14 protein-coding genes are annotated in these 14,302 nt (G+C 68.6%); 8 read left to right on the top strand and 6 right to left on the bottom strand.

What is annotated here, in order from left to right:
- The first annotated feature begins 29 nt into the window (after positions 1-29).
- Positions 30-1,100, top strand: coding sequence for a DUF3616 domain-containing protein (locus ROJ8625_RS04800; RefSeq protein WP_085790677.1), 1,071 nt, complete (start codon positions 30-32; stop codon positions 1,098-1,100).
- An 87-nt stretch (positions 1,101-1,187) separates the two neighbouring features.
- Here ROJ8625_RS04800 and ROJ8625_RS04795 read toward each other — a convergent pair whose 3' ends face one another.
- The 6 genes from ROJ8625_RS04795 to ROJ8625_RS04770 all read right to left on the bottom strand — a co-directional run bounded on the left by ROJ8625_RS04795 (position 1,188) and on the right by ROJ8625_RS04770 (position 7,519).
- Positions 1,188-1,661, bottom strand: coding sequence for an Hsp20 family protein (locus tag ROJ8625_RS04795; protein WP_085790676.1), 474 nt, complete (start codon positions 1,659-1,661; stop codon positions 1,188-1,190).
- Positions 1,662-1,786: 125 nt separating this feature from the next.
- The gene (locus ROJ8625_RS04790) at positions 1,787-2,587 is read right to left on the bottom strand and encodes a trypsin-like serine peptidase (RefSeq protein WP_085790675.1); all 801 of its coding nucleotides are present in this window, start codon (positions 2,585-2,587) and stop codon (positions 1,787-1,789) included.
- On the bottom strand, positions 2,584-3,384 hold the full coding sequence (locus tag ROJ8625_RS04785) for a trypsin-like serine peptidase (RefSeq protein ID WP_085790674.1): 801 nt from the start codon (positions 3,382-3,384) through the stop codon (positions 2,584-2,586). Before ROJ8625_RS04785 ends, ROJ8625_RS04790 begins: the two co-directional genes overlap by 4 nt.
- A gap of 81 nt (positions 3,385-3,465) precedes the next feature.
- Entirely contained in the window at positions 3,466-4,842 is a 1,377-nt protein-coding gene (glcF, locus tag ROJ8625_RS04780) for a glycolate oxidase subunit GlcF (protein ID WP_085790673.1), read from the bottom strand.
- A gap of 44 nt (positions 4,843-4,886) precedes the next feature.
- Positions 4,887-6,014 (bottom strand): FAD-binding protein, encoded by a 1,128-nt coding sequence (locus ROJ8625_RS04775; RefSeq protein ID WP_085790672.1) that lies wholly within the window; start codon positions 6,012-6,014, stop codon positions 4,887-4,889.
- Positions 6,015-6,070: 56 nt separating this feature from the next.
- Complete coding sequence (locus tag ROJ8625_RS04770; RefSeq protein ID WP_085790671.1) at positions 6,071-7,519, bottom strand: FAD-linked oxidase C-terminal domain-containing protein; 1,449 nt, start codon at positions 7,517-7,519, stop codon at positions 6,071-6,073.
- 210 nt (positions 7,520-7,729) lie between these two features.
- Here ROJ8625_RS04770 and ROJ8625_RS04765 point away from each other — a divergent pair, with 210 nt between their 5' ends.
- From ROJ8625_RS04765 to ROJ8625_RS04735, 7 genes are all read left to right on the top strand, one after another.
- Positions 7,730-8,140 carry a CopD family protein gene (locus ROJ8625_RS04765; protein WP_085790798.1) on the top strand — a complete coding sequence of 137 codons (411 nt, stop codon included), beginning with the start codon at positions 7,730-7,732 and terminating at the stop codon, positions 8,138-8,140.
- 9 nt (positions 8,141-8,149) lie between these two features.
- Positions 8,150-8,899 (top strand): DUF599 domain-containing protein, encoded by a 750-nt coding sequence (locus ROJ8625_RS04760; RefSeq protein WP_085790670.1) that lies wholly within the window; start codon positions 8,150-8,152, stop codon positions 8,897-8,899.
- Between the two features lie 67 nt (positions 8,900-8,966).
- Entirely contained in the window at positions 8,967-9,332 is a 366-nt protein-coding gene (locus tag ROJ8625_RS04755; RefSeq protein WP_085790669.1) for a hypothetical protein, read from the top strand.
- 251 nt (positions 9,333-9,583) lie between these two features.
- Entirely contained in the window at positions 9,584-11,176 is a 1,593-nt protein-coding gene (locus ROJ8625_RS04750) for an ABC transporter substrate-binding protein (RefSeq protein ID WP_085790668.1), read from the top strand.
- Positions 11,177-11,291: 115 nt separating this feature from the next.
- A complete protein-coding gene (locus tag ROJ8625_RS04745; protein ID WP_085790667.1) occupies positions 11,292-12,383 on the top strand; it encodes a M24 family metallopeptidase in 1,092 nt (363 codons plus the stop codon).
- Entirely contained in the window at positions 12,383-13,390 is a 1,008-nt protein-coding gene (locus tag ROJ8625_RS04740) for an ABC transporter permease subunit (RefSeq protein WP_085790666.1), read from the top strand. The genes ROJ8625_RS04745 and ROJ8625_RS04740 overlap by 1 nt, the downstream gene beginning before the upstream one ends.
- 3 nt (positions 13,391-13,393) lie before the next feature.
- Complete coding sequence (locus ROJ8625_RS04735) at positions 13,394-14,302, top strand: ABC transporter permease subunit (RefSeq protein ID WP_085790665.1); 909 nt, start codon at positions 13,394-13,396, stop codon at positions 14,300-14,302.

Here is a 14,302-nt window from a genome sequence, read left to right as displayed (position 1 = left end):
GGCCTTCTCGGATGTCAGGAGGCCCGCTGATGACAGAGTTCACCCCGCACTCCACCATCACCTTGTCCTTTCGCCATTTCGACGACATCGAGAACGTCTCGGCCGCGATCCACGAGGATATCTCGTCGGCCGCGCGCTGCGGTTCGAGCCTGTTCGTCTGCTGCGACGAGACCGCGGGGGTCGATCGGCTGACGCCGACGGATGACGGGAACTGGGGCAACCACGCGCATTTCAACCTCGGCGATTTCATCGACCTTCCGGACGGGCCGGACGGCGAGATGGACATCGAGGGGCTCGACTGCGACGGCGCGTGGCTGTGGATCACCGGCTCGCATTCGCTGAAGCGCGGCAAGTACAAGCCCGAAAAGCACGACCCCGAAACCGGGCTCGCCAAGATGGCGAAGATCAAGCGCGATCCGAACCGGTATTTCCTCGCGCGGGTGCCGCTGGCCAAGCGCCCTGACGGCATGGCGCCGGTGGGGCGCGACGGCGACCGGCGCGCGGCATGGATCGAGCTTCGCAAGAAATCGTCGAAGCTTCTTGGCTGGCTGGAAGACGACCCCCATCTGGGGCCCACACTTTCGGTGCCGTCCAAGGAGAACGGCTTCGACATCGAAGGCATGGTCGGCCGCGGCAATCGCGTCTGGCTCGGCCTGCGCGGGCCGGTTCTGCGGGACCAGGCGGTCATCCTCGAATTCGAGATGAAGGTCGGGAAAGACGGCCACCTGAAACCGCGCAAGATCGAGAACGGGCGCCGCTATCGCAAGCACCTCGTTCCCGCAGGCGGCGAGGGCATCCGCGATCTTGAGGTGTGGGGCGACGACCTGCTGATTCTGACCGGCCCGGTAACGGCCGGCGACGGGCGCGCGGACATTCTGCGCTGGCGCGGGTTCATGGGCGCGCGCCGGTCCGGCATGGTGCCGCCAGAGCAGGTAGAGCAGGTGACCGAGATGCCGTATCGCGGACCGGTCGACCATCCGGAGGGCCTCGTGATGTGGCCCGAGGTCGACGGCGGCGTTCTCGTTCTCTACGACGCACCCGCGAAGGAGCGGCTACCTGCACCGGAAACGATCATTGGTGACATCTGGACGCTTGGCTGAGTAGCGGGCGCAAGGCGGATCGGGCTGCGACCTGCGAAAACGCCCCGGCGATGGCCGGGGCGTTCGACAATGTCTTCAAGCTGACGATCAGTTGACGCTCTTGGCGTCGACCACGTCCTTGGCGGTGCCGTTTCCATCAGCCTTCTCGATCGCGATCCGGCGGGGCTTCAGAGCCTCGGGGATCTCGCGCACGAGGTCGATGTGCAGCATGCCGTCCGCATGGCTGGCACCGACGACCCGCACGTGATCGGCCAGATGGAAGCGGCGCTCGAACGCGCGCGTGGCGATCCCGCGGTGGAGATACCGGCGATCGCCGTCTTCCTCGGCCTTCTGCGCGGAGACGACGAGGGCATGGTCCTTCACCTCGACCGAGAGGTCGGACTCGGAGAAGCCGGCGACGGCGATCGAGATGCGATACGCGTCGTCCGCGGTCTTTTCGATATTGTAGGGCGGGTAGGTCGGCTGGCTCACGTCACTGGCCAGCACGCGGTCCATCATGTCGGCGATCTGATCGAAGCCGACCGTGGCCCGATAGAGCGGTGCGAAGTCGAAGCTACGCATGGGTTATCCTCCGTTGAGCGATACCATATGTGAACGCCTTTTCCGTTCGGAAACAGGCGCTTGGAATCACGGAACCCGATCGCGGCGTTCCGCATCGGAGAATTTGGGAAGCGGCCCGGCCGCTGTCAAGGGCTCCGCTCGGGGCGCACGAAGCGGGCGCCGGAGGCACCGGCGCGCCCTTCGCCCACGCGCAGTCGCTTGATGCCCGTCGTGCTCGCGGGCGCGGGCACGTCGCGGTCGAGCGCGGCCTGCAAAGGCGCGATCCGGCCGGCCACGCGCGGACCGAACGCGCGCACGCCGTCGCCGGCCGACACCACCGACAGGATGCGCATGCGCCGGCCCTGACGGGCGAAGACCGGGGCGCCCGAGGAGCCGAAGGTCACGTCGCAATCGAAACCGAGGACTTCGTGTGTAAAACGTTGCCGGATCCGGCACGTGCCCTGCCGCGACGGCGCGTCGAGCCGTCCGCGCCCGTAGGACACCACGCTCAGCGCGTCGCCGCGCGCCTCGTCCGTGAGGACGAGGAACGGATCGGCATCCGTGGTCGAGATCGGCGCGTCGAGTCGGCCGAGCGCGACATCGAGGCCGACGCTCTCGGTCCGCTCCAGCGCGCCGCGGTCGGTCCGGTAGCGTTCGGGCATGACCCAGCCCGCGAGCTGCCGTTCGGAAACGGCGCGCCCGTGGCTGAGCCCGGCGCGGAACCGGACCGGGGCGTCGGCATCAAGACCGTGCAGGCAATGAGCCGCCGTCAGCACGACATCGGCCGCGATCAGCGTCGCGGTGCATGTTCCGTGCGGCATGTCGAGCCGGCCGACTGCCTCCCACCCCAAAAGCTCCGACCGGCGGTCGAGTGCGTCGAGCCCGGCCTGGGCCAGTGCCGTGCCGGGACAGGCCAGCGCGACGGCGAGCGCCAGGGCGCGGATCACGGGCGGACGAACTTCGCGCCGGTCTCGACCCGCGCACCCGCCTGCACCGACCGGGTTCCGGGCAGGGCGGCCTCGGCACGCACCCGGTCGAGCTCGCTGCGCAAACGCTCCACCGGGCCGTCGAGGCCGATGCCGAGCGACACCGCGTCGCCCTGTGCCTCGGCCTTGGCCGACACCACCGACACGATGCGTGGCGTGCCGGAGGCAAAGGAGAAGACGGGCGACCCGGACGAGCCGAAGTCGACGCTGCATGACATGACCACGACGCCATCCTGCCGCGAGATCACCTCGCACATTTCCTGCAGGCTGGGCGCCTCCGACCGGTCATGGGCATAGGAGACGACGCCGATCTGGTCCCCCGCGTCGGGCCGGCGGTCGGTCTCGAACGGAATGATCGTGGTGTTGTTGATCGGGTGCTGCAGCTCGAGCAGCGCCACGTCGTGGCGCACCCGTTCGGAATTCGCCGGCGCGGCGTAGACGAAATCCGGCAGGTGCACGGCGCGACGCACCCAGCGGTAGGCGGCGGCGCGGCCGTTGCGCCAGCCGGCGCGGAACTGCATCCGCTCGGCCGGGACGCGCGCCCCGGTGTCGGAATCGTAAAGGCAGTGAGCGGCCGTCAGGACGAGATGCGGCGCCACCAGCGCGCCGGTGCAGAAGGCGCGGCCCTCGATCTCGATTCGGCCGACCGCGTCCCAGTCGCCGCCCTCTTCCGACGAACCGAGAGACAAAAGGCCCGCGGCGCTGGCGCCCGCTGGCAAGAGAAGGCTGAGGCAGAGGGCGAGTAGTCCTGCGCGCAAGTCGAAACTCCTGTTGGCTTGGCCCACAGAAGTAGCTTCGGTCTGGGGCGAAAATGCGGCGCGCAGAGGGAGCCTCGGTGCTCAGTCGGGGGCCGGAAGCGCCGGCGGCCGCGGCCCTCCCCAGGCCCAGTCGAGAAGCTCCACGGTGTGCACGACCGGCACCTCGGTGCCGGCGCCGATCTGCATCATGCAGCCGATATTGCCCGCGGCGATGATCTCGGGGCGCTTGGCTTCGAGGGTGCGGACCTTGCGGTCCTTCAGCTGGGCCGAGATCTCCGGCTGCATCAGGTTGTAGGTGCCCGCGGAGCCGCAGCACAGGTGGCTGTCGGCCGGCTCGACCACCTCGAAGCCCGCGCGCTTCAGCAGGTCCTTGGGGTGGCTCTTGATCTGTTGGCCGTGCTGCAGCGAGCAGGCGGCGTGGTAGGCCACACGCAGGCCGTGCCCCTCGGGCCGCGGCGGCGCGAAGACGCCGTGCCCGGCCGGCGCGTCGGTGCCGGCGATCCCCTCCGCCGCCTCGTTGCCGGTCTCGGTCTCGGCCTCGCGAACCAGTTCGGCCAGAAGCTCGCTCACGTCCACGGCGATGCCGGACACCCGCGCGGCGTCCGCGGCAAGCGGTTCCGTGCGGAACATGTGTCCGTAGTCCTTGACCGTCGTGCCGCAGCCCGAGGTGTTGATGACGATCGCGTCGAGCCCGTCGCCGTCCATCTCGCGGGTCCAGGCGCGGATGTTGCGTGCGGCCGTGCCGTGGGCTTCGTCGGTCTTGCCCATGTGATGGGTCAGCGCCCCGCAGCAGCCTTGCCCGTCGGCCACGACCACCTCGCAGCCGAGCCGGGTCAGAAGCCGGATCGTCGCGTCGTTGATGTCGGTGTTGAGCGCGCGCTGCGCGCAGCCGGTCATCAGCGCGACGCGCCGGCGGCGCCGGCCCTCGGCCGGAAAGGTCTGCGGGTCGTCGTTGCGGCTGACCGGCGGGATCGTCGCGGGCGCCATGTCGAGCATCGCGCGCAGGCGCCTGTCGGGCACCAGGGCGCGGAACGGACGGCCGATCTTCGCGCCCAGAAGCGCGACCCGGAACCGGCCGGGATAGGGCAGGATCCGCGCCAGCACCCAGCGCAGCGCGCGGTCCTGCCACGGCCGTTCGTAATGCTCCTCGATATAGGTGCGGGCATGATCGACGAGGTGCATGTAATGCACCCCGGACGGGCAGGTCGTCATGCAGGCGAGGCAGGACAGGCAGCGGTCGATGTGGCGGACGGTCTTCTCGTCCGGCACGCGCTCGTTCTCGAGCATGTCCTTGATGAGGTAGATGCGCCCGCGCGGCGAATCGAGCTCGTCGCCCAGCACCTGGTAGGTCGGGCAGGTGGCGGTGCAGAAGCCGCAATGCACGCAGGCGCGCAGGATCTCGTTGGACCGCGCGGTATCGGGATCGCGAAGCTGGGCGTCGGTGAATGTGGTCTGCATCGGGTCCTGGCGGTGGTCGGTGTTTCGGAAGGCTCGGGCCGTGATCAGGCCATGAGCCCGGGATTGAGGACGCCCCGCGGGTCGAAGCGCTGCCGCAGCCCGTCGGACAGGGCCGCGACCGGCGCAGGCTCCGGCTGGAAGACCGGCAGCGCGGCGCGCGTGGCCTCGTCGCCGCGCATAAGAGTGGCATGACCGGCGAAGGGGCCGATCCGCGCACGCAGGTCGGTGCCCGCGGGCACGCGCGCCCAGATCAGCCCGCCACCCCAATCGAAGACGAGGCCCTCGGCGTCCGCCGCCCGTGCGATCGCCGGCGCGTCCGACGGTTTGACGGAGATGCGCCAGACATCGCCGGGCGCGTCGTGGAACGCCGCGACATCGCGCACCGCCGCCCAGGGCCCGGCCTCCCGGCCCTCGTGGCGGTCGATCCGGGCGGTGCCGAACGCCTCGAGAAGCGCGCGAAGACGCTCTGCGCGATACGCGACCGAGTCGTCGAACCCCTCGATCCGCAGGAGCGTCTCGGCGGTGCCGTCGGACCCGTCCGGCAGGTGTGCGGCCCCCGTGACCTCGAACGGCGAGCCCAGCGCCGCGGACATCGCCGCGACCGCCCGCTCGGTCGAGAGACCCGCAAAACTCAACGTCGCCGACATTTCCGGCGCCGGAAGAACCTTGAGCGCGACCTCGGTCAGAACGCCGAGCGTCCCGTGGCTTCCGGCCATCAGCTTCACGAGGTCGTAGCCGGTCACGTTCTTCATCACTCGCCCGCCATTCTTGACCACCGCGCCGGTGCCGTCGACGAACCGCACCCCCAGCATGTGATCGCGGCACGCGCCGGCCTGGATGCGGCGGGGTCCCGAGGCGTTCGCCGCCACGACACCGCCGATGGTCGGCGTGCCCTCGCGTCCGAGCAGTCCGCGGCAGTCGATCGGCTCGAAGGCGAGCCGCTGTCCCTCGGCGGAGAGCGCCGCCTCGATCTCCGCAACCGGTGTGCCGGCCTTGGCGACCAGGGTCAGCGCGCCCGGTTCGTAGAGCGCGATCCCCGTGAGCGCGCCGGTTTCGAGCACCTCGCCGGTCACAGGGCGCCCGATGCCGCGGGTGCCGCCGCCCCGGATGACCAGCGGCCCGCTGGCCTCCGCCACCAGCGCGCTCAGTTCCTCTTCGCTCGTCGGTCGCATGCCGCTTCCTGCTTCTTCTTGGCGAAAATACTCCGGGGTCCGGGGCGGAGCCCCGGTCACTCCGCCGCCAGCCGGGCCGTCCGCCGGGCCTCCGAGACCTGCAGCGGAAACACCTTCGCCGGGTTCAGCAGCCACGCCGGGTCGAAGACGTCTTTCACCGCCATCTGCGCCTCGAGATCGGCGGGCGCGTACTGGTCGGCCATCAGGTCGCGCTTCTCGACGCCGACGCCGTGTTCGCCGGTCAGGCAGCCGCCGACCTCGACGCAGAGCCGCAGGATGTCGGCGCCAAGGCCCTCGGCCTTCTCGAGCTCGCCGGGCGTGTTGGCGTTGAACAGGATCAGCGGGTGCATGTTGCCGTCGCCCGCGTGAAAGACATTGGCGACCTCGAGCCCGTACTCGGCGGCCAGCGAGCCGATCCGCGTCAGTACCCTGGGCAGTTCCGACACCGGGATCGTCCCGTCGAGGCAGATGTAGTCGTTGATCTGGCCCATCGCGCCGAACGCCGATTTGCGGCCGAGCCAGATGCGGCCCGCCTCGTCGGCGTCGGCCGCCTCGCGAAGCTCCACCGGGTCGTGGCCGCGGGCGATCTGCTTGATCAGCCCGAGCTGATGGTCGATCTCCGCGTCCGAGCCCTCGACCTCCACGATCAGGAGCGCCTCGCAATCAGGATAGCCGGCCTTGGCGAAGGCCTCGCAGGCACGGATGCACGGGCGGTCCATGAACTCGATCGCCACGGGCAGGACGCCCGCCTTGATGATGTCGGACACGCAGGCGCCGGCAACCTCGTTGGAGGAAAAGCCCATGAGCACCGGACGGGCGCCCTCGGGTTTGGGCAGGATGCGAAGCGTCGCCTCCGTCACGATGCCGAGCTGGCCCTCGGAGCCGCAGACGAGACCCAGCAGATCGTAGCCGGCCGCGTCGAGATGCGCGCCGCCCAGCTCGAGCACGGTGCCGTCCATGGTGACCATGGTGACACCGAGCAGGTTGTTGGTCGTCACGCCGTATTTCAGGCAATGCGCGCCGCCCGAGTTCATCGCGATGTTGCCGGCGATGGCGCAGGCCAGCTGCGACGACGGATCGGGCGCGTAAAAGAAGCCGTCCTCTTCGACGGCACCGGTGACCGACAGGTTGGTGCGGCCGGTTTCGACCCGGATGACCCGGTTGTTGTAGTCGGTCTCCAGCACCTCGGTCATGCGCGCGACGCCAAGGATCACGCTGTCGGCCGTCGGCAGGGCGCCGCCCGCCAGCGAGGTGCCCGCGCCGCGCGGCACGACCGGGACGCCCTCTGCATGGCAGAGCCGCAGCACGGCGGCGACCTCCTCGGTCGAGCCGGGCAGGACGACGGCGAGCGGCGGACACCGGTACGCGGTCAGCGCGTCGCATTCGTAGGCGCGCGTCTCGGCGATGTCCGAGATCACGGCATCGGCGGGCAACAGGCGCTCGAGCTTGGACACGATGTCCGCTTTTCGGCCGATCAGGACGGCGTCAGGGTCCGGCATCTGCATGGGTCGTCTCCTCCGGTTGCCCGGATGGTAGGCGCTCCGGTCGGGCTTGACTAGGTGCGGCACATGCGGCGTCGGCGCGCGCGGCCGGCCCAGGCGGGGGCCGAAACGGGCGAACGTCGCCGCATACGTCACGCACGACGCGCTCGCCCGTCCCAAGAGGCGCACCCCTGCCTCTTGCGCGCATCCTGCCTTTGGCGCAGCTATGCCGACATGACATGGATCAAGATCGTGCATCTTCTGTGCGTGATGGGGTGGATGACCTCCATTTTCGCGGTGCCGCGCGCCCTCATCTACTGGAAGCGCGAGCATGCGCGACTGGGTGAGTTCGGGCCGCTCGGGGATCTGACCATCCGGCTCTACCGGTTCTCCGCGGGCCTCGGCGTGATCGCGATCCTCACGGGGCTGTGGCTCGGGGGGCTTCTGGCGATGCCCGGCTGGGTCTGGCTCAAGCTCGGGCTCGTCCTCGCGCTCGTGGCGCATTACGGCTGGACCGGGCTGATGGTGCTGCGCGCGCGTCGCGGCCGGTTCGACGAAAGCGACCGCTTCCTTCGCATCTTCAACGAGATCAGCGTTCTGGGCGTGCTGGCGGTGCTCTGGGTCGTCGTGGCCAAGCCGTTCTGAGGCGCGGCGATGACCCTTCTGGATCGCATTGCGCTGTTCTCGACACTGGACCTCGTGGCGGTGGCGCTGCTCTTCGCCGTCTGGATCGCGCTTACCGTCGTGGTGGAGCATCCGCCGGCGTCGCGCCCGTCGGTTTCGGTCCTGATGGCGGAGTTCCGGCGCGAATGGATGCGGCAGTTCGTGACCCGCGATCCGCGTATCTTCGACAGCCAGATCGTCGCCAATCTCCGGCAGGGCACGGCATTCTTCGCCTCGGCAGCGATGATCGCCATCGGTGGCGGTTTCGCCCTGATCGGCAATGCCGAACTGCTGTCGGGGGTCGTGCAGGACATCACCGCCGACGACGCGCCGACGGCGGTGTGGGAGATCAAGATCCTGCTGATGGTGCTCTTCGCGGCCAACGCGTTCCTGAAGTTCGTCTGGTCGCATCGCCTGTTCGGGTACTGCTCGGTGCTGATGGCGGCGGTGCCGAACGACCCGGCCGATCCGCTGGCCTTTCCGCGCGCTGCGCAGGCGGGCGAGATCAACGTGACCGCCGCTCGCAGCTACAATCGCGGCCTCCGCTCGGTCTATCTTGGCATCGCGGCGTCGGCGTGGCTCCTGGGGGCGTCGGCACTTCTGGCCGCGACGGCGATCACGGTCATCGTCATCCTGCGGCGCGAATTCGTGTCGGCGTCGCGCGAGGTGCTGCTGCGGTCGCCGGCGGGGCCGGCCACGCCGGATGCGACACGCAAAGGTGACGGCCCGCGCGGTCGCTGACCCAAGGCCAACGGTTGCCGCGCCGCCCGCTTCCGTGAAACGTGCTCGGGACAGCAGGGGGAACGTGATGAAAGCGATGCTTGCAGCGGTCGCATGGGCCGCGACGGCCACGACGCTCGCGGCGGACAGCCCCGAGGTCCGTGACATGACCATGGAGAAGACCGGGATGTCGTGGCGTGTGTCGGTGACGCTGGCACACCCCGATACCGGCTGGGATCACTATGCCGACGCCTGGCGCGTCGAGACGGCCGACGGCACCGTCCTAGGCACGCGGGAGCTTTTGCATCCGCACGAGACCGAGCAGCCGTTCACCCGCTCGCTCGGGTCGGTCATGGTGCCCGATGGCGCGCGCGAGATCTTCGTGCGGGCCCGGTGCACCGTTCATGGCTGGAACGAGGAGGCGATCGCCTTCCCGGTCACGTCCGACCGCTGAGCCGACGCAACGGTGCGCGCCGGGCCCGCGCGCCGATCGCGACGTCCGTATGCGACCCTGCGTCACCTCCCGGATCTTGCGATTGGACTCCGCTCCCGGTCCGAAAGTTGCGCCGGAAATGCGCGCAAATCCGCTCTTGCAAAAATGCATGGAGATACCGGTTTGCATCGCTTGCCGCCCGGGGTCACGGTTTCGACATGTCGGCGCCGAACAAGAGCGCCGGACAACAACGCATCACGGGAGGTCACTCGATGACACTTATCCGCACCACGCTGGCGGCCGGCGCAGCCGTGCTCGCGCTGAGCGCGGCGGCTTCGGCGCAGACGCTAATCTATTGCTCCGAAGGCTCGCCCGAGGGGTTCGACCCTGCGCTCTACACGGCCGGCACGACCTTCGACGCCTCGTCGCGCCAGATCTACAACAAGCTCGTGGAGTTCGAGCGCGGCACCACCGACATCGTGCCCGGCCTCGCCGAAAGCTGGGAAGTGTCCGAGGACGGCACCTCCTACACCTTCACGCTCCGCCAGGGCGTGCAGTTTCACTCGAACGACCAGTTCACGCCCAGCCGCGAGTTCAACGCGGACGACGTGATCTTCTCGTTCGATCGCCAGGGCAACGAAGAGAACCCCTACAACGGGTACTCGGGCGGCACCTGGGAGTACTTCAACGCCATGTCGATGCCCGACCTGATCGAGAGCATCGAGAAGGTCGACGACTACACCGTGCGCTTCAACCTGACCCGGCCCGAAGCGCCGTTCATCGCCAACATGGCGATGGATTTCGCGTCGATCCTTTCGAAGGAATACGCCGACCAGCTGCAGGAAGCCGGCACGCCAGAGATGCTGAACCAGGCACCGATCGGCACCGGTCCGTTCTCCTTCGTCGGCTACCAGAAGGATGCGGTGATCCGCTACAGCGCCAACCAGGACTACTGGAAGGGCGCCGCGCCGATCGACAACCTCGTCTTCGCCATCACGCCCGACGCGAGCGTCCGCTACCAGAAGCTGCAGGCGGGCGAGTGCCACGTCATGCCGTATCCGAACCCGGCGGACCTCGACGCGATGGAGTCGGACGAGAACGTCAACCTGATGAGCCAGGAAGGCCTGAACGTCGGCTATCTCGCATACAACACGCAGGTTGAGCCGTTCGACCAGGTCGAGGTGCGCAAGGCCCTCAACATGGCCATCGACAAGCAGGCGATCATCGACGTGGTGTTCCAGGGCGCGGGTACCGCGGCCAAGAACCCGATCCCGCCGACGATCTGGTCCTACAACGACGAGGTCGAGGACGATCCCTACGACCCCGAGGCCGCGCGCCAGATGCTCGAAGAGGCCGGCGTGACCGACCTGTCGATGGAGATCTGGGCGATGCCGGTGCAGCGTCCCTACAACCCGAACGCGCGCCGCATGGCCGAACTGCTGCAGGAAGACTTCAGCCAGGTCGGCGTCGACGTTGAGATCGTGTCCTACGAGTGGGGCGAGTATCTCGAGCGCTCGAAGGCCGAGGACCGCGAAGGCGCCGTGCTGCTCGGCTGGACCGGCGACAACGGCGACCCGGACAACTTCCTCGCCGTGCTGCTGGGATGTGATTCGGTCGGCGGATCGAACCGCGCGCAGTGGTGCCACGAGCCGTTCCAGGAGCTGATCGAGGAAGCCAAGGTGACCTCCGAGCAATCCGAACGTGCCGAGCTCTACCGGGAGGCGCAGGTCGTCTTCAAGGAGCAGGCGCCGTGGGCGACCATCGCGCACTCCGTGGTGTTCGAGCCGATCCGGCCCGAAGTCCAGGACTACAAGATCGACCCGTTCGGCGGTCACATCTTCTACGGCGTGAGCCTCGCCGAGTGATCGGCTGACACAACAGAGCGGCCGGGGTGCGCGACGCCCCGGCCGCTCGTCGTTTCGGCGGACCGGCGCGCATCGCCTTGCCGCCTGCCCGAGCCGCCGCTAAGGGACCGCGCCCATGACAGATCGCTATTCAGAGCATCGCGCACTGGCGCGCGACCTCGGCGTCGAGGCGCTCGCGCTCGTGCCCGGCCCGAACTTCGAGCGGCTCTACGACGCGCATTTCTCCACATCCGAACGCCCGACGCTCGTGGTGATCCCGACCGAGGGCGCGCCTGCCGCCATCGTGCCGAACCTGGAGCTGAGTTCCTGGGCCGCGCTGGAGTTCGAGGGCGAGGTCTTCGACTGGCGCGATCAGGACGGCTATGCCGACGCCTTCGCGGCACTGGCCCGCCACCTGCCGATGGCCAGCCTCGCGGTCGAAGGGCAGGTGATGCGCGTGTTCGTGCATCACGCGCTCGTCGCGGCGTATCCGGGCCTTGCCGTCCACGATGCCGAGAGTGCGATCAGCGGTCTGCGCCTCGTCAAGACGGATGCCGAGATCGCCGCCCTCGAAGAGGCGATCCGGATCTCGGAGACCGCGCTGGGCGAGGTTCTGGAGACTGTGCGTGTCGGCACCACCGAAAAGGACGTGGAGCGCCGGCTGGTGGCCGCGCTCTTTGCGCACGGCGCGGAAGGCAGCGCGTTCGGCCCGCTCGTCGCGTCCGGCGCGCACTCGGCAAACGCCCACGCCATCGCCCGCGACGAGGCGATCGAGGACGGTGACGCGCTCCTGATCGATTTCGGCGCGCGTTGGGGCGGCTTCGCGGCCGACATCACGCGCACCTTTTTCGTCGGGTCCGCCTCCGACGAGGCGCACGAGGTTTACGAGACGGTGCGTGCCGCCAATGCGCGGGGTCACGAGGTCGCCCGCGCCGGCGTGACCGCGCACGAGATCGACGATGCCGTGATCGGTGTTCTCGAAGCGTCCCGCTTCGCCGACCGGATCCGCACCAAGACCGGCCACGGGCTCGGCCGGGAGGTGCACGAGGCGCCCTACATCATGCGCGGCAACCACGCCGCCGTGCCGGCCGGCGCCGTCTTCACCAACGAGCCCGGCCTGTATGCGGCGGGGCGTTTCGGTGTCAGGATCGAGGACGACATTCTCGTGACCGAGACCGGGAACCGCTCGCTCACCACCTTTCCACGCGAATTGAGGATCCTCGGCTGATGCTGCGCTTCGTCCTCTCCCGGCTGCTGACCTTCGTGCCGACCTTCATCGGTGTCACGATCGTGTCGTTTGCCTTCATCCGGCTCCTGCCCGGCGACCCGATCACGCTCCTTGCGGGCGAGCGCGGGATCGGCGAGGAACGCTACAACGAACTCGCCGCCCAGTTCGGCTTCGACCAGCCGATGTGGCGGCAGTATCTCGACTACCTGTTCGGGATCTTCCAGGGGGATCTGGGCACGTCCTTCGTGACCAAGCGCCCGGTCCTCGACGAGTTCCTCGCGCTGTTTCCGGCGACGCTGGAGCTGTCGATCTGCGCGATCCTCCTCGCGGTCCTCCTCGGGATCCCGGCGGGCGTGATCGCCGCGGTCAATCGCGGGAAGTTCTTCGATCAGGCGCTGATGACGACGGCGCTCGTCGGATACTCGATGCCGATCTTCTGGTGGGCCCTGCTGCTCATCATCGTGTTTTCCTCCGGGCTCGGCTGGACGCCGGTGTCGGGCCGAATGTCGCTGATGTATTTCATCGAGGGGCCGACCGGTTTCATGCTCATCGACTCGCTTCTGTCGGGGCAGGAAGGGGCCTTCCGTTCGGCGCTCGCGCACCTGATCCTGCCGACGATCGTTCTCGCGACGATCCCGCTTGCGGTGATCGCGCGGCAGACGCGCTCGGCCATGCTCGAGGTCCTGGGCGAGGATTACGTGCGCACCGCCCGCGCCAAGGGTCTCGCCCCGCTCCGGGTCAACGGTCTGCACGCGCTGCGGAACGCGATGATCCCGGTGGTCACGGTGATCGGTCTGTCGGTCGGCACGCTGCTGGCCGGCGCGATCCTGACCGAGACGATCTTCTCCTGGCCCGGGATCGGCAAGTGGATGGTCGATTCGATCTTCCGCCGCGACTACCAGGCGGTGCAGGGCGGCCTGCTCATCATCGCGGTGATCGTGATGATCGTGAACCTGACGGTCGACATCCTCTACGGCGCCATCAACCCAAAGATCCGGAATCGCTGATCCATGTCCGATGCCAGCTCCGCCACGGCGCGCACCATCGCCCAGGCCCCGCCAAGCCCCTTCCGCGACTTCTGGAACGCGTTCCGCGAGAACCGCGGCGCAGTGGCCGGCCTCTTGGTGTTCCTGCTCTTTCTGCTGATCGCCATTTTCGCGCCGATCATCTCGCCCTACCCGCCGGACGCGCAGTTCCGGAACTCGCTTCTCGTGCCGCCGGTCTGGGCCGAGGGCGGGGAGTGGCAGTTCCCGCTCGGCACGGACCCGCTGGGGCGCGACATGCTCTCGCGGCTCATCCATGGCGCCCGGTTCTCGTTCTTCATCGGCCTGGTCGTCGTCACGGTGGCCACGTTCTTCGGCGTGGTGATCGGCGTCATCGCCGGCTTTTCGCCGCGCTGGCTCGACACGATCATCATGCGGATCATGGACATCGTGCTGTCCTTTCCGTCGCTGCTGATGGCGCTGGTGCTGGTGGCGATCCTCGGGCCGTCGCTCCTCAACGCGATGGTGGCGATCGCGATCGTACTACAGCCGCACTTCGTGCGCCTGACGCGCGCCGCCGTGATCTCCGAGCGCACACGCGATTACGTCACGGCCGCGCGCGTGGCCGGGGCCGGCAAGCTGCGGATCATGTTCCGCACCGTGCTGCCCAACTGCCTCGCGCCGATCATCGTGCAGGCGGCGCTGTCGTTCTCCACCGCGATCCTCGACGCGGCGGCGCTGGGCTTCCTCGGGATGGGGGCGCAGCCGCCGACGCCGGAATGGGGCACCATGCTGGCCGAGGCGCGCGAGTTCATCCTGCGGGCATGGTGGGTGGTGACGTTCCCGGGCCTGTGCATCCTCGTCACGGTCTTGGCGATCAACCTGATGGGCGACGGTCTGCGTGACGCGCTCGATCCGAAACTGAAGCGGAGCTGA

It is taken from the genome of Roseivivax jejudonensis (assembly GCF_900172265.1).
GTDB classification, from domain to species: domain Bacteria; phylum Pseudomonadota; class Alphaproteobacteria; order Rhodobacterales; family Rhodobacteraceae; genus Roseivivax; species Roseivivax jejudonensis.
Note: the sequence above shows the minus strand (reverse complement) of the source record. Positions and strands in the feature narration are given on the sequence as shown.

Excerpts from the sequence above, each read along its gene's own strand:
- ROJ8625_RS04800 (WP_085790677.1), top strand. The coding sequence starts at position 30 with ATGACAGAGTTCACCCCGCACTCCACCATCACCTTGTCCTTTCGCCAT.
- ROJ8625_RS04795 (WP_085790676.1), bottom strand. The coding sequence starts at position 1,661 with ATGCGTAGCTTCGACTTCGCACCGCTCTATCGGGCCACGGTCGGCTTC.
- glcF (WP_085790673.1), bottom strand. The coding sequence starts at position 4,842 with ATGCAGACCACATTCACCGACGCCCAGCTTCGCGATCCCGATACCGCG.
- ROJ8625_RS04775 (WP_085790672.1), bottom strand. The coding sequence starts at position 6,014 with ATGCGACCGACGAGCGAAGAGGAACTGAGCGCGCTGGTGGCGGAGGCC.
- ROJ8625_RS04770 (WP_085790671.1), bottom strand. The coding sequence starts at position 7,519 with ATGCAGATGCCGGACCCTGACGCCGTCCTGATCGGCCGAAAAGCGGAC.
- ROJ8625_RS04765 (WP_085790798.1), top strand. The coding sequence starts at position 7,730 with ATGACATGGATCAAGATCGTGCATCTTCTGTGCGTGATGGGGTGGATG.
- ROJ8625_RS04760 (WP_085790670.1), top strand. The coding sequence starts at position 8,150 with ATGACCCTTCTGGATCGCATTGCGCTGTTCTCGACACTGGACCTCGTG.
- ROJ8625_RS04755 (WP_085790669.1), top strand. The coding sequence starts at position 8,967 with ATGAAAGCGATGCTTGCAGCGGTCGCATGGGCCGCGACGGCCACGACG.
- ROJ8625_RS04750 (WP_085790668.1), top strand. The coding sequence starts at position 9,584 with ATGACACTTATCCGCACCACGCTGGCGGCCGGCGCAGCCGTGCTCGCG.
- ROJ8625_RS04745 (WP_085790667.1), top strand. The coding sequence starts at position 11,292 with ATGACAGATCGCTATTCAGAGCATCGCGCACTGGCGCGCGACCTCGGC.
- ROJ8625_RS04740 (WP_085790666.1), top strand. The coding sequence starts at position 12,383 with ATGCTGCGCTTCGTCCTCTCCCGGCTGCTGACCTTCGTGCCGACCTTC.
- ROJ8625_RS04735 (WP_085790665.1), top strand. The coding sequence starts at position 13,394 with ATGTCCGATGCCAGCTCCGCCACGGCGCGCACCATCGCCCAGGCCCCG.